Genomic DNA, 22,596 nt, shown 5'->3' with positions numbered 1-22,596 from the left:
GCACATGCCTAGCATCGAACAACGCATCATCGAACAACTCACACAACTGGTCGGCACGGCCTCGGTGAGCTCCACCGATCCGGCGTGGGACCAGGGCAATCGCGGTGTCATCGACCTGCTGGCCGGGTGGCTGTCCGGCATGGGTTTCTCCACGGAAATCCAGGAGGTCAACCCGGGCGGCAACAAAGCCAACCTGATTGCCACCCGCGGCAGCGGTCCCGGCGGCCTGGTGCTGGCGGGACACACCGATACGGTGCCCTTTGACGAAGGCCGCTGGCAGAGCGACCCGCTGGCGCTGAGCGAACGTGACAACCGCCTTTACGGTCTTGGCAGCACCGACATGAAGGGGTTTTTCCCACTGGCGCTGGCCGCCGCAACCAGCTTTACCGACGTCGAACTGCAACAGCCACTGATTCTGCTGGCCACCGCCGACGAGGAGAGCTCCATGAACGGGGCCCGGGCGCTGGCTGCCGCCGGCCGGCCGAAAGCGCGTGCGGCCATCATCGGCGAACCCACCTCCCTGGTGCCGGTGCGCATGCACAAGGGCATCATGATGGAGGCGGTGCACATCAACGGGCAGTCTGGCCACTCCTCCAACCCTGCGCTGGGTAACAATGCGCTGGAGGGGATGCACGCGGTCATGGGTGACCTGGTCAACTTCCGCGCCGAAATGGCCGAGCGCTACAGCAATCCGCTATTTGAGGTGGCCTACCCGACACTCAACCTGGGTCATATCCACGGCGGCGACAGCCCCAATCGCATCTGTGGGCAAAGTGAGCTGCATTTCGACCTGCGCATGACCCCCGGTGGTGACAACGCCGAGGTGCGCGAGGATATTCGCCAGCGCCTGGCCCTGGTCGGGCAGCAGCGCGGCCTGGACATTGAGCTGCGGTCGCTGATCCAGGATGTGTCACCGTTTGAAGAAAGCGCGGACAGCGAACTGGTACAACTGGCGGAGAAGCTCACCGGCCACAGCGCCATCGCCGTGGCTTTCGCCACCGAGGCCCCGTTCCTGCAGCAGCTGGGCATGCAGACCATCGTCATGGGGCCGGGCTCTATCGACCAGGCCCACCAGCCGGACGAGTTTATGCCGCTGGATCAGATCAAACCGTGCATCGCCCTGCTGGAACAGTTTATTCGGCATTATTGCCTGTGATTCTCTCGTAACAGCTCCATGCCTTTTGGCCCGGCCGGCTTTCCGCCCGGATGCAACCGTTTCCCTTTCGCTTCAAGCAAGTAACGAGGGCCGTTGGCGGGGGGATACCCTGGCAACAATCAGGCCGCCGCATTTTGCGCAGTCGCGTTTCCGGGGGCAGTCCGCTGTGGATGTCTGAGGCCGCTTAACGGTTGCGAGCAGCAACCGTTGCCGAGTTACGCAGCGGCCCGAAAACGCGACGGAGCTTGCGGTCGTTGACAGGGTATCCCCCCGCCGACGGACCGGCGCCCGCCAAAAAACACCCCGCCTCATCAGGCTTGTGCAAAATTGCCATTAGGTAAACTGCCCGGACTTCGGTAACCTTGATAATCCGCTATTAATCAACAAGTTGGACAACAACGTGACAACGCCAGGCCGGTCCCACATCCGCTGGTTCAGGAACACCGCACCCTACATCAACCTGCACCGGGGCAAGACCTTCGTGCTGATGTTGGGGGGCGAGGTGGCGCAACACGAAAACTTCCCCAACATCATTCATGACATCGCCCTGCTGAAAAGCCTGGGCGTGAAGCTGGTACTGATCCACGGCGCGCGCCCGCAAATCGCCCAGCGGCTGGAAACTGCGGGCCTGGAGACCGGTTTTCACCAGGATGTGCGCATCACTGATACCGCTGCGCTGGAACACGTGAAGGATGCCGCCGGATCGCTGCGGGCACAGATCGAAGCGCTGTTATCCATGGGCCTGCCCAATTCCCCAATGCAGGGATCACAGATGCGCGTGTGCTCCGGCAATTTCGTCACCGCCAGGCCGATCGGCGTGGTGGGCGGCGTGGACTTCCTGCACACCGGCAAGGTGCGCCGCGTCGATTCCGAGGGCATTCACCGCCAGCTGCAGGACGATTCTATCGTGCTGCTGTCACCGCTGGGGTACTCCCCTACCGGCGAAATCTTCAACCTGGCACTGGAAGATGTCGCGGTAAGTTGTGCTGCGGCGATCTGCGCCGACAAGTTGATCCTGTTCGGTGCGGAGAAAGGTATCGTTGACGATAGTGCAGAGCTGATTCACCAGCTTGCCGTGGGAGAACTCGACGAGCTCAGCCCGGACGATGCCGAGCAGGCCGACCTGATTCACACCGCCCGGCAGGCTTGCCGTGAGGGCGTGCCCCGTTGTCACGTGCTCAGCTATCGCGATGACTGTGCGCTGCTGGAAGAACTCTTCACCCATGACGGCAGCGGCACCCTGGTGTCGGCCAGTGACTATGAGAAATCACGGCGCGCCGACATCGACGATGTGGGCGGCATCATTGAACTGATCGAGCCGCTGGAGCAGGAGGGTATCCTGCTGAAACGCTCACGGGAGTTGCTGGAGCAGGAAATCGACCTGTTCCGCGTACTGGAGCGCGATGGCCGCATCATCGCCTGCGCCGCGTTATACCCCTTCCCTGAAGACGGCTGCGGCGAGCTGGCCTGCATCGTGACCCACCCGGACTACCGCGGAGGCAACAGGGCGAAACGCCTGTTGCAGGAGCTCGAACAGGAGGCCATGGGCTTTGGCCTGGACAGGGTATTCGTGCTCAGCACACAAACGGCGCACTGGTTCCTTGAACAGGGCTTTGCCGAGGCGCAGCGCGATCAATTGCCGGAACGCAAGCAGGCGCTGTACAACCTGCAGCGCAGCTCCAAGGTATTTTTCAAGGAGCTCTAGCGGCTTGCAGCCGAATGGGCAGGGGCAGGCCGTGAGCTACCAGGGGGAGAGCAGGACATTGCAGCGGACCAGCACATTGCACCGGGCACTGCAGTTTTCATTGCTACTGTTGTTCACCGGCTGCGTGCCGCTGGCGAGCGCTGCAGACGAGCGCTACCAGGAGATCTGGCAGCACGCCACTTTCTACACCTCGGAACAGGGGCCGCTGAGGCGTATCGCCTTAAGTGGCCGCCTGCAGGCTGACGCCAGTTACTTCGATGCTGATGAAGGCGACTTCGAAGATATCAACTGGCGCCGCTTCCGCTTTGGCTTCACGGCCGGGTTCAGCAACGACTGGATGGCCCAGCTGGAAGCCGACTTTGACCTCAATGAATCGCACCACGACTGGTACTCCCGCCTGACCGACGCCTATATCGGCTGGCAGCCGGACAAGGCGCGCGACCTGCGGCTGCTGAAGCACTCAGCGGGCTTCACACTGGATGGCGCCACCTCATCCAAGAAGCTACTGACCCTGCAGCGCAACAATCTCACCAACAACCTCTGGTTCACCGCAGAATATTTCACCGGCGCCAGTATCAAGGGCGCGCTCGACAACAACTGGACCTACCGGGTGGGCGTTTTTTCCAGCGACGGCAATGATGAGTTCAGCAAGTTCGACGCCGGCATCTTCACCCTGACCTCAGCCGGCTACGACTTTGCGCAGGCTTTGGGCATCGACCGCGCACTGGTGCGCCTCGACTATGTCTATAACGAGCGCGACGAAAACGCCAACACCCGCGACCTGTCCAACGTGACCACCCTGTCGGCGCAGTGGGAAGATGGCGATTGGGGGCTATGGACAGACCTGGGATCCGGTCGCGGATATATGGGCCAGAGCGATATCAGCGGCGTGACGATAATGCCGTTTTACAACGTATCCGAGCTAGTACAACTGGTAGTACGCTATACCTATATTGACAGCGATGAAGCCAACGGAGTTCGCCTCGGTCGCTACGAGAACGAAATCGTGGACGGCCGCGGCGACCAGTACGACGAACTTTACCTGGGCTTTAACCTGTTCTTTTACGGCCACAAGCTCAAGTTGCAATCAGGCCTGCAGTTCGCCGAGCTGAAGGACCGCGCTGGAGACGGCGGTCGCTACCGCGGCTGGGGCATCGGCACCGGCCTGCGAATTTCATGGTGATAATTTGAAACGTAGACTTGTCACAATCCTTTCGCTATTGCTCATCCTGCTGTTGGTATCCGGTGGCTGGTATCTGCATACACAACAACAGGGTCGCGAGCGGGCCGTTCGCCTGTTTGCGCAGTTCAAACCCGCGCCGCTGCCGGACATCGGCTCAACCCGCTCCCTGCGCATTTTGCCCCTGCTCGAATACCGAAGTGCGCGCCCGGACCTGCTAACCGAAGTGGGTATCTCCTACCTTGTGGAAACGGACAGCCAGCGCATCCTGTACGACGTGGGCCAGAACAGTCGCGGTATCAGGCCCTCGGCACTGGAGCGGAATATGGCGACGCTGGGCGTTGAACTGGAGTCCATCGATACCGTATTTATTTCGCACAATCACCTGGACCACGTTGGCGGACTCAACTGGCAGAACAACAACACCTTCTCGCTTGGCGCTGAACAGAAACCCTTCCCCAACCCGCGAACGCAACTGATCGTGCCCGGCAGCATGAGCTATCCCGGGATGACGCCCATCACCGCGGAGCAGCCAATGGCAATCGGCCCCGGAATCGGCAGCACCGGACTCGCCTCAACCGGCAGCATAGGCCGGCAGCTGGCCATCGGCTGGATCGAGGAACACTCACTGGTGGTAATGGTAGAAGGTCTGGGCGGCGTCATCATCGTGGCCTGTGGGCACCAACCGGTACCGAACCTGCTCAAGCGCTATGACGACCTGTTCGAAGCCCCACTGTACGGCATCATCGGCGGCCTGCACTTCCCCGTTCCCGAGGGCAGGATCAGGCTCGGGCCGGTCGATGTGCAGCGGCAACTGGCCTCCGGAGAGGGCCTGTTGTCGCCCCTGTCCGCGGCGGAGGTCGATCGCCAGCTCGCCATGCTGCAGCAATACCAACCCCGGGTGATCGGTGTTAGCCCGCACGACAGCAGTGACGAAGTCATCGCCCGCGCGGAACAGTTGTTTGGTAGCGCCTATCGACACATCAGGGTGGGCGAGGCCATTGTAATCGGCGAAAGCGCAGCACAGTGATTTTTGCTATCCTCCGTGCCTGATTTTTTACCCGCCCTGTAGTCACCGACCCGGGCCAGCAACACGGACAGTATCATGCCTCAATATCGCTCCAAGACCTCCACCGCCGGCCGCAATATGGCCGGCGCCCGCGCCCTGTGGCGCGCCACCGGCATGCAGGATGGTGATTTCGAAAAGCCCATCATTGCGGTGGTCAATTCCTTTACCCAGTTCGTGCCGGGTCACGTGCATCTCAAGGACCTGGGCCAGCTGGTTGCCCGCGAGATCGAGGCCGCCGGCGGTGTCGCCAAGGAATTCAACACCATCGCCGTGGACGATGGTATCGCCATGGGCCACGACGGCATGCTCTACAGCCTGCCCTCGCGCGACATCATCTCGGACTCGGTCGAATACATGGTCAACGCGCACTGCGCCGATGCCATGGTGTGTATTTCCAACTGCGACAAGATCACCCCGGGAATGCTCAACGCCGCCATGCGCCTGAATATACCGGTGGTGTTTGTCTCCGGCGGCCCCATGGAAGCGGGCAAGACCAGGCTCTCGGAACACAAACTGGATCTGGTTGATGCCATGGTCATCGCCGTTGATGACAGTGCCGACGACGAAACCGTCGCCGAGTACGAACGCTCCGCCTGTCCCACCTGCGGCTCCTGTTCCGGCATGTTCACGGCTAACTCCATGAATTGCCTGACGGAGGCCCTGGGCCTGTCGCTGCCCGGTAATGGCTCCACGCTGGCGACTCACGCGGATCGCGAACAGCTGTTTCTGCGCGCTGGCCGCCTCATCGTCGACCTGTGTAAACGCTATTACGAGCAGGATGACGAATCGGTATTGCCCCGCAACATTGGCTCGTTTGAAGCCTTTGAAAACGCCATGAGCCTGGACATCGCCATGGGTGGTTCTACCAATACCATTCTCCACCTGCTCGCTGCGGCGCAGGAAGCGGAGCTGGATTTCACCATGACCGACATCGACCGTCTGTCGCGCAAGATCCCGCAGCTGTGCAAGGTGGCGCCGAATACCCCGCTGTACCACATGGAAGATGTACACCGCGCCGGCGGGATTATGGGAATCCTCGGCGAACTCGATCGCGCCGGCCTGCTGCACACCAACTGCCCCACCGTGCACAGCAGGACCCTGGGCGAGGCCCTGGACCAGTGGGATATCGTGCGCACCCAGGATGCGGACGTACGCAAATTTTTCAGTGCAGGGCCGGCGGGCGTGCCCTCCCAGACCGCCTTCAGCCAGGACACGCGCTGGCCCAGCCTGGACGACGACCGCAGCGGCGGCTGCATCCGTTCACTGGAGAATGCCTACTCGCTGGAGGGCGGACTCGCCGTGCTCACCGGCAATATCGCCGAGGACGGCTGCGTGGTGAAAACCTCCGGCGTGGACGAATCCATTCTCGTGTTTTCAGGGCCGGCGCACGTTTGCGAGAGCCAGGAAGCGGCGGTGGACGACATTCTCAACGACCGGGTCCAGGCCGGGGATGTGGTCATCGTGCGCTACGAGGGCCCACGCGGTGGGCCCGGCATGCAGGAAATGCTCTACCCGACCAGTTATATCAAGTCAAAGGGGCTGGGCAAGGCCTGTGCCCTGCTCACCGACGGTCGCTTTTCGGGCGGCACCTCGGGGCTGTCTATCGGCCACGCCTCACCCGAGGCCGCTGCGGGCGGCGCCATCGCGCTGGTTGAAGATGGTGACATCATTGAAATCGACATCCCCAATCGCAGCATCAACGTAAAGCTTTCGGACGCAGAACTCGCCACGCGACGCGACGCGATGGAGGCGAAAGGTGAGCAGGCGTGGAAGCCCGCCGCCCCGCGGCCGCGCAAGGTCACACCGGCGCTCAAGGTATATGCCAGCATGGTCACCAGCGCAGACAAGGGCGCAGTGCGGGATTTGTCACTGCTGGATTGAACGCCTGCGTGCAGGCGCTGAGGTCAAGCCGCTGGCGCCTGCCCGATCAGCTCTTCAAGGTCCTCGCGCAGGTCGTCCAGCTTGCCGCGCAGCCGCCGGTCCTGTTTTTCACTGCGTGAATTGAGCACCTGTGCCAATGCTGCATACAGCACCTGCGCATTGTGCTCATAGATCGCCTGGTACTCCGCAGAAGTCGTCTGCTCACGCTCCCGCAAGCTGTTGCGCAACGCCTGTTGCCAGTCCGTTTCACGCAGCAGGATCGACTCCAGGCGGTCCAGCCAGGCAGCGCGCTCGCGCAACCAGGCGGCGTCAGAACGTCGTAACTGTGCGGCGGCGTCTTCGTAGATGCCGCGCTGGCCCCAGTCCAGGCGACCGAGGTAGTCCTGGGTAGAGTCCTTGAGGTTGTCGTAGGCGTCCTCGCGGTACTCCTCATCACTGCGCGTGAGGTACTCCTCTTCGTATTCTTCCTGCTTTTCGCGCAGCTCCGCGATGAATTCCTGCATCTGTTCGACAGACAGCTGTTCCCCCAGGGCTATCATCCACTCCAGCCCGCGCGCTTCAGTGCGCAACCAGGCCCGCTCCAGCTCCCCGACCAGGTCCTCGATATCCGCGGCTTCCAGCTTGCCGTCAAGACGCTGCTGCGTATCTTCCAGAATCAGCAGGTAGGCGGGCAGTTCTTCACTGCGGTGCCAGGCGAGGAAGGGGTCCAGCTGCTGTGCGAGGAACTGTTTCTGCGGCCGCTCAAGGTCGACGTACTTGCCGACATACCAGGGAATGATGAAATCCAGGCGATTGTAAACAAAGGTGGTGCTGCTACACCCGGTTACCAGGAGCAACAGTATGATCAGCATAGCATTGCGAGCGTTGCGTGCCATCGTTCCCTGCCCTCCTCTGCCGCCTACCAGGGCAGATTATCAAGATCCACGTTACCGCCACTGATGATCACGCCGACCCGGCGACCCCGAAAACGCTCGGGATGTTCCAGCAGTCCGGCAAAGCTCACTGCGCCAGATGGCTCGACGACCTGTTTCATGCGTGTCCACTGCAGTTGCATGGCCTGCACGATTACCGGGTCGGGTACCGTCAGGATGGTGTCTACATGGTTACGGATAATATCGAAGTTGAGTTCACCGAGGCTGGCGCGCAAGCCATCGGCGATCGTGTCCGGGTTGTTCTGCGGCTGCAACTCGCCCAGCCCAAAGGAACGAAAGGCGTCGTCGGCTCCAGCCGGTTCTACCGCCACCACCTCGATACGCTCCCGCATGCCTTTTGCCGCCAGGGCCGTACCGGCGAGCAGCCCACCGCCACCGACCGGCACCACTATCACGTCCAGGTCCGGCACCTGCTCCAAAAACTCGAGGGTCGCGGTACCCTGCCCGGCGATGACCCGCGCATCGTTGTAGGGATGTACGACAGCAGCGCCGGTCTTTTCCACCACGGCTGCCAGGGTCGATTCGCGCGCAGCCAGGGTGGGAGCACAGGAAATGATCTCGGCGCCGTAACCAGCTACTGCCGCTTTTTTTACCGCCGGTGCGTTGTCGGGCATCACCACGTAGGCAGGAATGCCCCTGGCCCGCGCAGCCATCGCCAGCGCTGCGCCGTGATTGCCTGAGGAGTGGGTGGCAACACCCGCTGCCGCCGCAGCTTCCTCCAAGGCGAATATGGCGTTGCTGGCGCCACGCGCCTTGAACGCGCCCACCTTCTGCAGGTGTTCGCACTTGAAAAAGACACTGGCACCGACATGAGCGTCGAGTTGCCCGCTTTGCATCACCGGCGTCTCGTGCACAGCGGCGGCGATACGCTCGCGAGCGGCCTTAATGTCCTCTAAACCGGGTCCAACCATCCTAATCTCTCTCTTTGACTACCAGTTTCCAGCCGGCCTGGCGCCAGACGAAATAACCGGCCAGGAAATTGCTCTGCAGCAACAGGGTCAGGACCCACTCAAAGGCGTCCTCCACGGTTTCATACCAGGCTTCGTCCCAGGCTTGCAGCACCACGGTAAGAACACCGACGGCGAGCAAGGTTCCACAGGCCCAGCCCATGTACGCCAGCACCCCGGGGCGCACTCCCGCCACCTGCAGGCGACGCAGTTGCGACAGTAGCAGTAACTGGGCCATGAAAGTAAACGAAAAGAACAGCACAGTGCCCACCCGGCGCTGCGTGGCCCAGGCATCGCCCCGCTCACCCAGTACCGTGACGTAAAGGATCAGGCCGATACAGGCCAGCACTCCCAGAACAAGCATCCAGTGGTTGGCATGCTGTCGCTCGCTGCCGGCCCGGGCGTGTAACGCGGCAAGCCAGGTATGGTTGAGCCACCAGTAGGCCATCATGATCACCGCCGAGGGCAGCATCGTTGCGCGGAAAAGGTAACTTGCCGGGGGTTTACGTCCGGTGGCACTGATCGAGGTGCAGCTGTCCAGATAAGGGGTACACCAGTCCACAACGCCGTGGCTTGCCGCTACCAGATAGGTTGCGTGCACCGCGAGAAAAGGCACCAGCGCTGCCAGTAATGCGACGATCCTGACGTTCATGCCGGCAGTCTAGCAGATGCTCCGTCCAGCCCCGCAGCCGGCACCGGCTAGCGGGTCGCGTACGGGCGACGCCCGGGCTTCACGGCATCAGGCCGCGGCGTGCTGCTCGCCCGCGGCGGATTTGTTGATGGCTCGCAGGATGCCGTCCAGTGATGCCTGCACGATGTCGTGACTGCGGCCGCAACCGCAGTAGCGCTCACCGCCGATATTCAGCTGAATGTAACACACCGCCTCGGCATCGGCGCTCTGGCTCAACGCATGCTCGTTGTACTCCACCAGCACAATCTGCTTACCGGTAAAAGTTTCCATGGCGTCGACAAACGCCGCGACCACGCCATTGCCCGTGCCGGATATGGTCTCCCTGGCACCACCACGGTTCAGCTCAGCCTGGAACCTGTCGACGTGGTCCTCGCGGCTGACATTGTAATTACCCAGCTGCCAACGCCCCTCGCCGTTGAGATAGGTTTTCTGGAACAGATCATAAATCTGCTCCGACCCCACCTCGGACTCGCTCTCCTCGGCAAAGGCCTGCACTGCCGTGCTGAAATCGATCTGCAGCCAGCGCGGCAACTCGTAGCCGTAATCCCTTTCCAGTACATAGGCGATACCACCCTTGCCCGACTGGCTGTTGATGCGGATAACCTCCTGGTAGGAGCGGCCGATGTCCGCCGGATCGATAGGCAGGTAAGCCACCTCCCAGGGCTGGCGTTCGTCCCGCCGCGACAGGCACTTCTTGATGGCGTCCTGGTGACTGCCGGAAAACGCGGTGAACACCAGTTCGCCGGCCCAGGGGTGGCGGGGATGCACCGGCAGCTGCGTGCAAGCCTTGACGGTCTGGATGATCTCATCCATGTTGGCGAGGTTGAGCTTGGGGTCCACCCCCTGGCTGTAGAGATTCATGGCCATGGTGACCACGTCCATGTTCCCAGTGCGCTCGCCATTGCCCATCAGCGTACCTTCGACACGGTCCGCACCGGCCATTACACCCAGCTCTGCAGCCGCCACGGCACAGCCGCGGTCATTGTGCGTGTGCAGCGAAATCAGCAGGCTGTCGCGGTTCTCCACGTTGTCGCAGAACCATTCAATCTGGTCGGCGTAGACATTGGGAGTACTCATTTCCACCGTCGCTGGCAGGTTGATAATCACCGGCTTCTCCGGCGTGGGCTGCCACACCGCGGTGACGGCGTTACACACCTCAACGGCAAAATCGAGTTCGGTGCCGGTAAAGCTTTCCGGCGAGTATTCAAATACCCATTCGGTCTCCGGGTAGCGCTCGGCGCATTCCTGCACCAGTTGCGCGCCGTTAACCGCGATATCAATAATTCCCTGTCGATCCAGGCCGAACACCTGTTCACGCTGCACCGTGGAGGTCGAGTTGTAGACGTGAACAACCGCCCGGCGCGCGCCTTTCAGGGCCTCGAAGGTCTTCTCAATCAGCTCCTTGCGCGCCTGCACCAGGACCTGGATGGTGACGTCCTCGGGGATGCGGTCGTTCTCGATCAACTCACGCACGAAATCGTAGTCATGACTCGAAGCCGAGGGGAAGCCCACCTCGATCTCCTTGAAGCCGACTTTTACCAGCTGGTCCCAGAGGCGGCTTTTCTGCCTCGCGGTCATGGGCTCAATCAGTGCCTGGTTACCATCGCGCAAGTCGACGCTGCACCAAACCGGCGCCTTATCGATGACCTTGTCCGGCCAGCGCCGGTCACGCTTGTTGATGGGCGCAAACGCCTTGTACTTGCTGTGATCGAATTGACTCATGACCTATCCCAATGTGTTGGTGTAATTAGGTGGCTGTCACCTGCGGGTGCGACCCTCGTGAGGTCTGCGCACAGCGCGCCAGTCAGGGTAAGACCAGAGCGGCATTCCGGCAGGTGTAAAGTCAGCCAGACCCATAGTATAGCCAGCCGCATTGGGTGATTGACTGCAAATATCGCGCAATAATGCCTTATTTTTGCAATACATCCCTTTAATATATGTAATAAATAGATAATTATTGCGTGACAGTCACATATAGGCAGCATTCTCTGCTAGAGCATCTGCTGATAGCGCATCCGGCACAGGGAACCCCGTCATGAAACTCGATCGCACCGACCGCAAGATACTCAAGGCCATGCAGCGCAATGCACGCATCAGCAACCTGGAACTGGCCGAGCTCGTCGGTCTCTCCCCGACCCCCTGTTCCAGGCGGGTGAAGCGACTCGAGGAGTCCGGCCTGATCAAGGGCCACGTGACCCTGCTCGACCAGTCGATGCTGGGTCTCAAGCTGACCGCCTACATCGGTATCGCCATGGACCGCCACACCCCGGACCGTTTCGAGGCCTTCGAACAGGAAGTGGCAACCTACCCGGAAGTGATGGAGTGCTCGGTGGTAACCGGCCAGTCTGCGGACTACCTGCTCAAGGCGGTGGTAGCCGACATGGAATACTACGAGCGCTTCCTGCTGGGCCGCCTGACCCGCATTCCCGGGGTCACCGGCGTGCAATCCAGTTTCGAATTGCGCCGCGTGGTGCTGCGCACAGAACTACCGCTGGAACACATTGACGACGACACCGTGCTGAGACAGTGAACCGACGCCAAAACAGGCCAGCCGTGGTGGCCGCACAGGCGCTTGCGGCCGGCCTCCGGCGAGGCCAGGCTGCGTCCTGGGCATTGATATTGGGCACAGGACAATGATAGCAGCGGGTAAAGTGGCACTGGTCACCGGGGGTGCAAGCGGAATGGGCCAGATATTTGCCCGGCGGCTGGCCGCGTCCGGCGCGAAAGTGGCGATTTTCGATGTCAACGAAGCAGGGCTGCGCCAGACTGCGGACGCAGACAACATCACCGCGTTCCACTGTGACATCGCCGACCAGGAAGCGGTCACCGCCAGGGTCGCTGAGGTGGAAGCCGACTTGGGCCCGGTTGAATTGCTGGTGCACGCCGCGGCCCTGATGCCGGCTTATGCGCTGGCGGACCACAGCCACGAGAACATGGAAAAACTGTTCCGCGTTAACTTCTTCGGTACCACTTACCTGTGTCGTGCCGTGTTGCCGGGTATGCAGGCTCGCGGGCATGGCCGCATCATCGTGTTTGGCTAGATCGCAGGAGTCGCCCTGGTGCCAAAAATGGGGGCCTATTGCGCCACCAAGGCGGCGGTAAATGCCTACGCCGAAGTACTGCAGAACGAAATTCGTGACACCGGGGTACGCGTGCACCTGGTCTGCCCGCCGGCGGTAGATACGCCACTGATGGAACAGACGCTCAATACCGACTCTCCGGGAAGCATCAAAGAAGCCCGCGAAAAAGGCCGTCTGGCGCAACCGGACAAGATTATCGACGCTATTGAAAAGGGCGTGGCCCGCAATCGCGATATCATCTATCCCGGCCCGGCAAAATGGCTGTACCGGTGGCGCACGCTGGCGCCGGGCCTCTGGTGGAAGACGGTAATGAACTTCGAGAAGTAGCTTTTCATCGAGCTGGCCATCGGCTACCCTGCCCCGCCCATGGCCAGCCGATACCTCAAACCCGAATCTCCCTGGCTGCTGGCCCTGTTGGCGGCGCTGGTGGCGCTGGGCCCGCTCAGCGTGGACATGTACCTGCCGGCCATGCCACTGATGATGCGCGCCCTGGACACCGATATAGCGCAAATGCATCTCACGCTGAGCGCCTACCTCACGGGCTTCGCCGTCTTCCACCTGATCTGTGGCCCACTGGCCGACCGCTTTGGCCGCAAGCCGATACTCGGCGGCGGCACCCTGATCTTCGTTGCCGCCTGCCTGGGCTGTGCGCAATCATCCACGATCGAGGAGCTGCTGCTGTTTCGCTTTCTGCAGGGCATTGGTGCCTGCGTAGGCCCTACCCTGGCGCGCACGGTAACCCGGGACATCTTCGGCCCTCGCCGCGCGGCCCGGGCCCTGTCACTGATCGCCATGCTGATGGCCCTCGGGCCTGCCGTAGCCCCGACCATCGGCGGCTTCGTGCTACTGGTCTTGCCGTGGCCGGTGATCTTCCTGTTCCTGGCTGTCTACGGTGCACTGATGGTGGTGCTGCTGCAGGTCTATCTGCCGGAGTCGCTGCCGCAGCGGCAGAGCCTGCACCCGGTAAGCATTGTCCGTAACTACGCAGAGCTGGTGATGGATCCGTCCTTTCTTTCCGTCACCGTGGCCAGCGCACTGGTCTACAGCGGCCTGATGGCCTACCTGTCCTCTTCCAGCTTCGTCTACATCGACATGCTGGGCGTGCCGGTGCAGTATTTCGGCTTCATTTTTCTCAGTACCGTGGCCGGCTACATGGCCGGCAGCGCCATCAGTGCACGTCTGGCCAGTCGCTGGGATTCCAGGAGAACGATGCTGGTGGGGAATGCCCTGTGTGTCGCTACGGCAGTTGTGATGTGGCTGGCACACACTCAGTTTCCAACCAATATCTGGGTACTGATGCTACCAATGAGCTGCTACGCGATTGGCATGGGGCTGGTGTTGCCGCATGCGATGGCCATCGCCATGGCGCCCTTTCCGCATATCGCCGGCACCGCCTCGGCACTGCTCGGTTTCCTGCAGATGGGTCTGTCCGCCCTGGGTACGGCCCTGGTCGGCGTGCTGCTGGAAGACACGCCACAGCCAATGCTGGCATCCATGGTTGCCTTCACGCTGTGCGGCCTGGCACTGGCGCTGCGCGTCTACGTGCGGCGCATCCCGCAAGCCTGACCGGGGGCAGCGACTGTGGCATACTCTGCGGGCATTTGTCCCGGAGAACACCGCGTGCACACCGCTGCTGATGTCACCCAACTGATTGGCAACACCCCCCTGTTACACCTCAAGCAGGTATCGGAAAAAACCGGGTGTACGATTCTGGGCAAGGCCGAATTCCTCAATCCAGGCGGCTCGGTGAAGGATCGTACCGCCCTCGGCATTATTCGCGCAGCGGAAGCTGCCGGGGAATTGCAACCGGGTGGTCGAGTCGTCGAAGGCACTGCCGGTAATACCGGCATCGGACTAACACTGCTGGCCAATGCGCTGGGTTACAAAAGCACCGTGGTAATGCCGGTGACCCAGAGCAAGGAGAAAATCGATTCGCTGGAGTTGCTCGGCGCCGACCTGCACCTGGTCGCAGCCACCTCCTATGCCGACCCCAACCACTACGTGCATACCGCCGCACGCCTGGCGGAAAAATTTGCCCGCAAAGAAGAGCACGGCGCCATCTGGGCCCGGCAGTTCGATAACCCGGCAAATCGCGAGATCCACGCGCGCACCACCGGCACGGAGATCTGGGAACAGACAGATGGCAAGGTAGACGGGTTCATTTGCGCAGTGGGCACCGGCGGCACTCTTGCCGGGGTGTCCAGCACACTGAAAGGTAAAAACCCGGAAATAAAAATCGGCATTGCCGATCCAAACGGGGCCTCGCTGTACAGTCATTACACCCGCGGTGAACTCCAGCCCAGCGAGGGCTCGTCGATTATTGAAGGCGTGGGCATCAACCATATCACCGACAATATTGCCGCTGCGGAAGTTGATGCCGCTTTCCAGATTGACGATACCGAGGCCCTGCCCTACGTATTCGACCTGCTGCGCAATGAAGGCCTGTGCCTGGGTGGCTCCTCGGGACTGAACATCGCCGGTGCCGTGCGCCTCGCCGAAGAGCTGGGTCCGGGCCACACCATCGTGACCATACTCTGTGACTATGGCACTCGCTACCAGAGCAAACTGTTCAACCCTGTGTTCCTGCAGAACAAGGGCCTGCCCGTGCCGGAGTGGTTGCAAATATAGTCCCGCGGGAGGGGCCAGCGGCGCGAAAATGCGGGCATAAAAAAACCCGGCGCAGGGCCGGGTTCCTGGGGCGTTGGCGTCGGATCAGCTGCCGGCTGCCGCGCGCTCTTTCTCGATCAGGAACTCAGCGATCTTGAGCATATTCGCCGTGCTACCCGCCTTGCGCGGACCGATCAGGTACTTGCCGTTGACCATCATTGCCGGGGTGCCAGTGATCTTGGCAGCGCGCGCGGTCGCATCAGCCTGGCGCACCTGGCTGCTGACGCCAAAGGAATTGTAGGCCTTGAAAAAATCGTCCTTGGATACACCGTGCTCGGCAAACAGCTCGGCAATCTCATCCTCGGAACGCAGGGGTTTGCGGTCGACGTTCAGTGCCTGAAAGATGGCCTGGTCCATTTTCTCTTCTACCCCCAGCGCCCGTGCGGCGTAATAGGCCTTGGCGTGCAGCTCCATCGCCCCGCCCCACATGGCGGGTATGCCGCGAAAGACCACGTCATCCGCGAGCGTTGTCTTCCACTTGGCCAGCACTGGCTCAAAGGTATAACAGTGGCCGCAGCCGTACCAGAAGAACTCGGCCGCCTCAATCTTGCCGGACTCGGCAGTGCGAATCGCAGGATTGATAACGTCGTAGTGCTTTCCGGCAACATAGGTTTCTTCCGCTTGCGCCGCGAGGGGCAACAACAATACGGTCAGGGTCAGCAGGACACGCTTGAACATGGTGAACATTCTCCTTCTAAAAAATCACCCTTTTATGACAGCTATGATGGGCGGATGTTCGCTCTGGATAAAAAAAAGGTGGCGCACTGCCACCTCTCTCGCGATGCGTAACGCTTACTTCAGGCCAGAGGCGTAACTGGCCACCGCTTCGATCTCTTTATCAGAGAGCCCGAATGCGTTGGTGCGCATGATCATGCTGTCACCGTCGTTGGTACGACCCGATTCATCCTCATAGCCCTTGCGATAGGCCTTGAGCTGGGCAGCGATGTAGTCTGCATGCTGACCGGCCAGGGGCGGGAATCCAGCCGGAGCGTTACCCTTGCCCTGGGGTGAGTGGCAACCGGCACAGGCCGCGACCTTGCGCTCGGCAACGCCGGCGCGGTAGATCTTTTCGCCAAGTTCAACCAGGGCGGGATCTGCCTGGCCACCGGAGCGCGGCTGGGCGTCGTAGTAGGCCGCAATATTGGCCAGGTCCTGGTCAGACATGTTGTCTACCTGCCCCACCATGGTGGGCACCGGGCGAGCACCGTCGCGGATGTCTTTCAACTGCTTCAGCAGGTATTTCTCACCGAGGCCGGCGAGCTTGGGAAACGTGGGCGCGGCACTGTTGCCGTCGGCGCCATGACAGGCCGCGCAAGTGGCGGTCAACGCCTCTCCTGCGGCAGCGTCGCCTGTCTGGGCGGCTACAAATTGGCTGCAGCCCATCAACAGGCTGGCCAGGATTACTACTTTCTTCATGATGGTTCCAGAATTAGCTAACAGAGTGGACCGGCTTATTCAGCGGGCTTGGCCATGTACTCGATCAGGGCCTTGTAATCTTCATCGGAGCAGTCGAAGCACATACCCTTGGGCGGCATGGCGTTCATACCGTTGCTCACGGAAGCGACCAGCGCGTCCATACCCTTGGCAATGCGCGGCTCCCAGGCGGCGACGTCGCCGGTCTTGGGCGCATTGGCAGCGCCAGTGGCGTGGCAGACAGCACAGCTCTTGTTGTACTTGTCCATATCGACTTCAGCCATGGCACCAGTGGCAACCAGCATCAGGGCAGCAGCAAAAATCTTCTTCATGAGAGACCTCTCGGTTGGTTTCGAGGCGCCTACGCCTCGCAAGCATTTGATAACAGGCGAAAAAAGCTGTGGCATTATATACGAGATGCCCACACCTAAAAAGGCAATACCGCACAATGACTGACCCGGATCAAACACTCACCCCCGCCGCCCCGGATTATCGCCGTGCGACCTTCCTCACCAGCGCCGCGAAGTTCAGCCAGTGCCCGCCGGATGAAGGCTGGGAGGTCGCCTTCGCAGGCCGATCAAACGCAGGAAAATCCAGTGCAATCAATAGCTTGACGAACAATAAAAAACTCGCCAAGACGTCCAAGACCCCCGGCAGGACCCAGCTGCTCAACTTCTTCGAGCTGTCGCCCAGCCAACGCCTGGTGGACCTGCCGGGGTACGGTTTCGCGAAAGTGCCGGTCAGTGTGAAGAAGGAGTGGACCCGCCAGCTGGAAAATTACCTGGCCAAGCGACAGTCCCTGCGCGGCATGATTCTGCTAATGGATGTGCGCCACCCAATGCAACCCTTCGATGAACAAATGCTGAACTGGGCAATGGCGGCGCATATGCCCGTGCATATCCTGCTGACCAAGGCAGACAAGCTGAAAAAAGGCCCGGCCAACAACAGCCTGCTCGCGGTGCGCAAGGCCATGAAACCACACCAGGAGCTGGTCAGCGTACAGCTGTTTTCAGCACTGAAACACAGCGGGCACGAACAGCTGATCGAAGTGCTTGATGGCTGGCTGACGGATGCGAGCGTCTACGAGGATGAGGAAATCGAGGAAGTGTAGGGCGATAACAACAAGGCGCACCAAGGTTCGCGGGCATGAGCAGCGGACTTAGCGCGAGTACCCTGGCGCTTCGAGGCCGCTTCATTATGGGCAAGGCCACTTCCAACTGAACCCACGCTCAATGGTCCAAGGCTCGACGGGGCAATGGGTCCAGGGTGAGTATCTTGGCCTTCCAAGCCCAGGACTCATTGCCCCGTCGAGCCCGTTTGCCGGCGTTGCAAAGTCGTCAGCCCTGGGACGTGCTCACCTTCGGACCGCGTCCCCTCCGGCATACCCGGTAAAGCGGGGCAGGCACTCCTGCCTCCCGGGGACGTACCGTACATCCTGTACATAAAAAAAACCCGGTTGCCTCTAGGGGAAGGCAACCGGGACACCTAGGGTCTCTGGGGAAAGAGACTTGCTCGTGAAGGCCCATGGAGACAGACCTTCAAAGGGATAGTAGCACTTGCTACGTAGACTCTGACTGGCCATAGTGGCGAAAGTTCACCCGCGTCGAAAAATTTTATGGACACTGTTACGACTGTTTTTTTGCTGATTTGTGCTGCCGGCCTCGGGCTGTTTGTGTTCCAGACTTTCTGGCGCGACAAGCTCATTCGCCGCCGGGCCTTCCCCGGGGCCTGGCGCGACATCCTGGACCGCAATCTGCCCCCCTATGGCGCCCTCTCCGACGAAGAGCGACAACAGCTTCACCAACTCATAAACCTGTTCCTGGCAGAAAAGACCTTCTATGGCTGTGCCGGCCTGGAGATCACCGACGAAATACGCCTTACCATCGCCGGCCATGCCTGCCTGCTGGTGCTCAACCAGGGTGGGAGCGTCTACCCCAAGCTGATGTCGATCCTGGTATACCCCACGGGTTTTCGCGTGGAGCGCGAACAGATGCTTGAGAACGGGACGCTCGCAACCCAGGACAACCACCTGCTGGGCGAATCCTGGAGCAACGGCAAGGTCATCCTGTCCTGGGACGATGTCGAAAAAGGCGCCTCCGACTTCAGCGATGGCCACAACGTGGTACTACACGAGTTCGCCCACCAACTGGACGGTCTATCCGGGTCTACCAACGGTGCGCCGCCACTGCGCCGCAACAGCTACCAATCCTGGGCCCGGGTGTTCAGCGACAATTTTGAAGACCTGCGCACTCGCTCCCTGCTTGGCCGCAAGACCCTTATGGACACTTACGGTGCTACCAATCCGGCGGAGTTTTTCGCCGTGGCCACCGAGACATTTTTCGAGCGCCCGCAGGAGTTGCAGCGCTTGCGGCCTGAATTGTTCGAGGAGCTTGCCGAGTACTACCGGGTGGATCCCCGGAAGTGGCAGCAACAGTGAACATGCGAGCTAACAACGCGCGTCCGTTGCGTTGCGCAGTTGTTACCGGGCTAGTGCGCCTCGTCCCAGTTGTCCCCTACGCCCGCCTCCACCAGCAAGGGCACCGATAGTTCAGCCGCGTTCGACATCAGCCGGCACAATTCCCCACTGACCGCGTCGACCTCTGCGCTGGCGACTTCCAGCACCAGTTCGTCATGTACCTGCATGATCATGCGCGCGTCCGCCCCACCCTGCTCCAGCCATTCATCCACTGTCAGCATGGCGCGCTTGATGATGTCTGCTGCCGTGCCCTGCATCGGAGCATTAATCGCAGTGCGCTCTGCGGCCTGCACGCGCATCTTGTTGCGTGCATTGATTTCAGGCAGGTACAGGCGGCGGCCAAACAGGGTCTCCACGTAGCCCTGTTCTTTTGCCACGGCGCGGGTGCGATCCATGTAATCCGCAACCCCGGGATAGCGATCAAAATAACGGTCTATATATTCCTGCGCCTCGTTGCGGCCAAGGTGTAACTGTTTGGCGAGGCCGAAAGCAGACATACCGTAGATCAGGCCAAAGTTGATGGCCTTGGCCTTGCGGCGCTGCTCGGCGTTAACCTCTTCCACGTCGATTTCAAACACCTCTGCCGCCGTGGCCCGGTGCACGTCCTGGCCGCCGCGAAACGCGGTTAACAGGCCGGGGTCGTCCGACAGGTGCGCCATGATACGCAACTCAATCTGTGAATAGTCGGCGGCCACGATTCGGTAACCTTCGGGAGCAATAAACGCCTGCCGGATACGGCGCCCTTCCTGGGTGCGAATGGGAATGTTCTGCAGGTTGGGATCAGACGAGGACAAGCGGCCGGTGGCAGCCACCGCCTGGTGATAGGAGGTGTGGACGCGTCCGGTCTGCGGGTTCACCATCTCCGGCAACTTGTCGGTGTAAGTGGATTTCAGCTTTGACAGGCTGCGGTACTCAAGCAGCAGCTTGGGCAGCGGGTAATCCAGCGCCAGCTCCTGCAGTACATCCTCTGCCGTACTGGGCGCGCCTTTGGGCGTCTTCTTGATAATCGGTAGCTGCAGCTTTTCAAACAGTATTTCACCGAGCTGCTTGGGAGACCCGAGGTTGAATTCCTGGCCCGCCAGATCATAGGCCTCGGATTTAAGTTGCTCCATGCGCTGGCCCAGCTCGCCGCTCTGGCGGTGCAACAGCTCAGTGGACACCAGGGCGCCCTGTCGTTCTATTTTTGAGAGCACCGGTACCAGCGGCATTTCGATACTATCGAATACAGACACCAGGCTTGTTTCGGCGGCCAGCTTCGGCCACAGCGCCTGGTGCAGCCGCAGTGTGACATCGGCATCCTCGGCTGCGTAGGGCCCGGCCTCCTCTACCCTGACCTGGTTGAAGGTGAGCTGCTTGGCGCCCTTGCCGGCAACGTCCTCGTAATGAATGGTACCGTGGCCCAGGTACTTGAGGGCCAGGCTGTCCATGTCATGACGTGTCGCGGTGGAATCCAGCACATAAGACTCGAGCATGGTGTCAAAGCGAATGCCGCGCAGCTGGATACCATGGTTGGCCAGCACGCTGGCATCATATTTCAGGTTCTGCCCCACCTTGAACCGCTGCGGATCCTCCAGCAGCGGCTTCAGCTGGGCCAGTACCGCGTCCCGGTCCAACTGCTCCGGAGCCCCCAGGTAGTCATGGGCCAGGGGCACATAGGCCGCACTGCCCGCCTCCACCGCGAAGGACACGCCGACTATTTGCGCTTCCATGTAGTTGAGGCTGGTGGTTTCGGTGTCAAAGGCAAACAGCTCGGCCTGCTTGAGCTTTTCAAGCCAGCCATCCAGGGTGGCCTGGTCCGTGACGATGTCGTGGTCCAGCTCGGGCTGCTCCACGGACGGCGCCTCCCCCTCCCCCAGCAACTCTTCCAGCCAGCCGCGAAATTCCATGCGCGTGAACCAGTCGACAAGGGCCTGCTGGTCCGGGTCGGCGTTGGCAAGCGTGTCCGGCGCCAGCTCCAGATCCACATCGGTCTTGATGGTCGCCAACTCCTGCGACAAAAACGCATTGTCCTTCTCGGCCTCCAGTTTCGGCGCCAGGGTCTTGGCCCCGCGGAACGACAGCTCGGCCACCTTGTCGAGCGCAGCGTAGATATCATCGAGCCCACCGAGGCCCTTTATCAGGCCCAGGGCCGTCTTCTCGCCCACACCGGCAACACCGGGAATGTTGTCAGCCTTGTCCCCCATCAATGCCAGAAAGTCCACGAACAGGCGCGGCGGAAAACCGTACTTTTCCTCAACCGCCGCTTCATCCATCACCGAATCGGTCATGGTGTTGACCAGCGTGGTGTGCTTATCCACCAGCTGCACCATGTCTTTGTCACCGGTGGAGACCACCACGTCCCTGCCCTGCTCGCTGGCCTGGCGTGCGAGCGTGCCTATGACATCGTCCGCTTCGACACCTTCCACGCAAAGAAATGGCAGACCCATGGCCTGTACGATGGCGTGTATGGGTTCGATCTGCTCGCGCAGTTCATCCGGCATGGGCGGTCTGTGTGCCTTGTACTCGGGGTAGATGTCACTGCGAAAGGTTTTGCCCTTGGCATCGAATACCGCGACTACCGGCGAATCCGGATACTGGCTCACCAGCTTGCGCAGCATACTGACCACCCCGCGCACGGCCCCGGTATGGGTGCCATCGGAGGTGGTCAGCATGGGTAACGCGTGGAAAGCGCGGAAGACATAGGAGGAGCCATCGACAAGAACGATGGGCGCACTTTGCTTGGACATAGGGTCAATAATCAGAAACAGAACGGAAAGAATGCATCGCCGCCCGTGTTGGCGCCGATACCGATATACCCCGGATTAAAGCCGATCCCGCCGTAAATTGCCACGCAGCGGGCCAACTGTCGGCGGGCTGCACCGCTGTTGAAGCCCGGTGTTACCTGCACCATGCGTTCGATAATAGCGCCCCTCGACACCACGCGATAGCAACAGATAAGCGAAAAAGGCTGCACAATAGCGGTGCCTTACCAGCATTTAACGAATAGTAAGCCGCGCCCTGCCCCTCCCGAGCTGGTGAATGATCCGACTGTGTGTTACCGCCGTAACTAACGGTAACAATTTATCGGAGTACGCAAAATGAAAACGATCGCAACAACCGCCCTGGCCGCCGTTGCCCTGTCAGCCGGCCCCGCCGTCATGGCCGCCGAATACACCGGCGTTGACGCCATCGCCTCTGCGGGCGCGGAGGGTTCTGCCCTCGACAACGTGGGCTATGGCGCCAGCCAATACCAGACGCAGTACGAGATCGGCGATATCCTCAGCGCCGTGACAGAGGATATTGCCCAACAGCTGAGCGCGTTCCTCGGCCGCAACCTGTATGCCCAGGAGCCAGAGCAGACTGCGAAAAGCCTGTCCTCAGAAGATACCTTAGTAAGCGCTTACTAAGCCGTAAAGGCCC

Annotated in this window: 20 protein-coding genes and 1 pseudogene; 12 read left to right on the top strand and 9 right to left on the bottom strand. The window is 60.8% G+C overall.

Annotated features, from left to right (window positions below):
• The first annotated feature begins 4 nt into the window (after window positions 1-4).
• The 5 genes from argE (at window position 5) to ilvD (ending at window position 6,991) form a co-directional block, all read left to right on the top strand.
• Window positions 5-1,156, top strand: coding sequence for an acetylornithine deacetylase (gene argE, locus F0M18_RS12415; RefSeq protein ID WP_149611763.1), 1,152 nt, complete (start codon window positions 5-7; stop codon window positions 1,154-1,156).
• A 400-nt stretch (window positions 1,157-1,556) separates the two neighbouring features.
• Complete coding sequence (argA, locus tag F0M18_RS12410) at window positions 1,557-2,861, top strand: amino-acid N-acetyltransferase (protein ID WP_149611762.1); 1,305 nt, start codon at window positions 1,557-1,559, stop codon at window positions 2,859-2,861.
• A gap of 4 nt (window positions 2,862-2,865) precedes the next feature.
• Entirely contained in the window at window positions 2,866-4,044 is a 1,179-nt protein-coding gene (locus F0M18_RS12405) for a porin (RefSeq protein ID WP_188109703.1), read from the top strand.
• 4 nt (window positions 4,045-4,048) lie between these two features.
• Complete coding sequence (locus F0M18_RS12400) at window positions 4,049-5,071, top strand: MBL fold metallo-hydrolase (protein ID WP_188109702.1); 1,023 nt, start codon at window positions 4,049-4,051, stop codon at window positions 5,069-5,071.
• A 75-nt stretch (window positions 5,072-5,146) separates the two neighbouring features.
• Window positions 5,147-6,991: a dihydroxy-acid dehydratase gene (ilvD, locus tag F0M18_RS12395; RefSeq protein WP_149611759.1), complete on the top strand. Its 1,845-nt coding sequence runs from the start codon at window positions 5,147-5,149 to the stop codon at window positions 6,989-6,991.
• Between the two features lie 23 nt (window positions 6,992-7,014).
• Here the strand turns inward: ilvD and F0M18_RS12390 are convergent, their stop codons facing one another.
• From F0M18_RS12390 to leuA, 4 genes are all read right to left on the bottom strand, one after another.
• Complete coding sequence (locus F0M18_RS12390) at window positions 7,015-7,866, bottom strand: DUF6279 family lipoprotein (RefSeq protein ID WP_149611758.1); 852 nt, start codon at window positions 7,864-7,866, stop codon at window positions 7,015-7,017.
• A 23-nt stretch (window positions 7,867-7,889) separates the two neighbouring features.
• Window positions 7,890-8,834: a pyridoxal-phosphate dependent enzyme gene (locus F0M18_RS12385; protein WP_149611757.1), complete on the bottom strand. Its 945-nt coding sequence runs from the start codon at window positions 8,832-8,834 to the stop codon at window positions 7,890-7,892.
• Window position 8,835: 1 nt separating this feature from the next.
• Complete coding sequence (locus F0M18_RS12380) at window positions 8,836-9,522, bottom strand: Frag1/DRAM/Sfk1 family protein (RefSeq protein ID WP_149611756.1); 687 nt, start codon at window positions 9,520-9,522, stop codon at window positions 8,836-8,838.
• Between the two features lie 87 nt (window positions 9,523-9,609).
• Window positions 9,610-11,283, bottom strand: a complete 1,674-nt coding sequence (leuA, locus tag F0M18_RS12375; protein WP_149611755.1) for a 2-isopropylmalate synthase — start codon at window positions 11,281-11,283, stop codon at window positions 9,610-9,612.
• Between the two features lie 313 nt (window positions 11,284-11,596).
• Here leuA and F0M18_RS12370 point away from each other — a divergent pair, with 313 nt between their 5' ends.
• The 4 genes and pseudogenes from F0M18_RS12370 (at window position 11,597) to F0M18_RS12350 (ending at window position 15,269) form a co-directional block, all read left to right on the top strand.
• Window positions 11,597-12,091, top strand: a complete 495-nt coding sequence (locus F0M18_RS12370) for an Lrp/AsnC family transcriptional regulator (RefSeq protein WP_149611754.1) — start codon at window positions 11,597-11,599, stop codon at window positions 12,089-12,091.
• Window positions 12,092-12,194: 103 nt separating this feature from the next.
• Window positions 12,195-12,968, top strand: a pseudogene (locus F0M18_RS20120) (SDR family NAD(P)-dependent oxidoreductase).
• Between the two features lie 39 nt (window positions 12,969-13,007).
• Window positions 13,008-14,207, top strand: coding sequence for a multidrug effflux MFS transporter (locus F0M18_RS12355; RefSeq protein WP_149611751.1), 1,200 nt, complete (start codon window positions 13,008-13,010; stop codon window positions 14,205-14,207).
• Between the two features lie 54 nt (window positions 14,208-14,261).
• The gene (locus tag F0M18_RS12350) at window positions 14,262-15,269 is read left to right on the top strand and encodes a cysteine synthase A (protein WP_149611750.1); all 1,008 of its coding nucleotides are present in this window, start codon (window positions 14,262-14,264) and stop codon (window positions 15,267-15,269) included.
• 84 nt (window positions 15,270-15,353) lie between these two features.
• Here the strand turns inward: F0M18_RS12350 and F0M18_RS12345 are convergent, their stop codons facing one another.
• The 3 genes from F0M18_RS12345 to F0M18_RS12335 all read right to left on the bottom strand — a co-directional run bounded on the left by F0M18_RS12345 (window position 15,354) and on the right by F0M18_RS12335 (window position 17,053).
• Entirely contained in the window at window positions 15,354-15,986 is a 633-nt protein-coding gene (locus tag F0M18_RS12345) for a thiol:disulfide interchange protein DsbA/DsbL (RefSeq protein ID WP_149611749.1), read from the bottom strand.
• A 114-nt stretch (window positions 15,987-16,100) separates the two neighbouring features.
• Window positions 16,101-16,724: a c-type cytochrome gene (locus F0M18_RS12340; protein WP_149611748.1), complete on the bottom strand. Its 624-nt coding sequence runs from the start codon at window positions 16,722-16,724 to the stop codon at window positions 16,101-16,103.
• A gap of 35 nt (window positions 16,725-16,759) precedes the next feature.
• Window positions 16,760-17,053, bottom strand: coding sequence for a c-type cytochrome (locus F0M18_RS12335; protein WP_149611747.1), 294 nt, complete (start codon window positions 17,051-17,053; stop codon window positions 16,760-16,762).
• Between the two features lie 116 nt (window positions 17,054-17,169).
• Between F0M18_RS12335 and yihA the strand changes: the two genes are divergently transcribed.
• On the top strand, window positions 17,170-17,832 hold the full coding sequence (gene yihA / locus F0M18_RS12330) for a ribosome biogenesis GTP-binding protein YihA/YsxC (RefSeq protein ID WP_149611746.1): 663 nt from the start codon (window positions 17,170-17,172) through the stop codon (window positions 17,830-17,832).
• Window positions 17,833-18,336: 504 nt separating this feature from the next.
• Window positions 18,337-19,158: a M90 family metallopeptidase gene (locus tag F0M18_RS12325; RefSeq protein WP_149611745.1), complete on the top strand. Its 822-nt coding sequence runs from the start codon at window positions 18,337-18,339 to the stop codon at window positions 19,156-19,158.
• 50 nt (window positions 19,159-19,208) lie between these two features.
• On the opposite strand, the gene polA is transcribed toward F0M18_RS12325, so the two are convergent.
• Together polA and F0M18_RS12315 are read right to left on the bottom strand one after the other, a co-directional pair.
• Window positions 19,209-21,923, bottom strand: coding sequence for a DNA polymerase I (polA, locus tag F0M18_RS12320; RefSeq protein ID WP_149611744.1), 2,715 nt, complete (start codon window positions 21,921-21,923; stop codon window positions 19,209-19,211).
• An 11-nt stretch (window positions 21,924-21,934) separates the two neighbouring features.
• On the bottom strand, window positions 21,935-22,150 hold the full coding sequence (locus F0M18_RS12315) for a hypothetical protein (protein WP_149611743.1): 216 nt from the start codon (window positions 22,148-22,150) through the stop codon (window positions 21,935-21,937).
• A gap of 124 nt (window positions 22,151-22,274) precedes the next feature.
• Between F0M18_RS12315 and F0M18_RS12310 the strand changes: the two genes are divergently transcribed.
• Window positions 22,275-22,583, top strand: coding sequence for a hypothetical protein (locus tag F0M18_RS12310; protein ID WP_149611742.1), 309 nt, complete (start codon window positions 22,275-22,277; stop codon window positions 22,581-22,583).
• Window positions 22,584-22,596: the final 13 nt, after the last annotated feature.

The sequence above is a fragment of the Pseudohalioglobus sediminis genome (genome assembly GCF_008370495.1).
In the GTDB taxonomy this organism is placed as follows: Bacteria; Pseudomonadota; Gammaproteobacteria; order Pseudomonadales; family Halieaceae; genus Halioglobus.
This window is presented reverse-complemented; position numbering and strand designations above follow the sequence as displayed.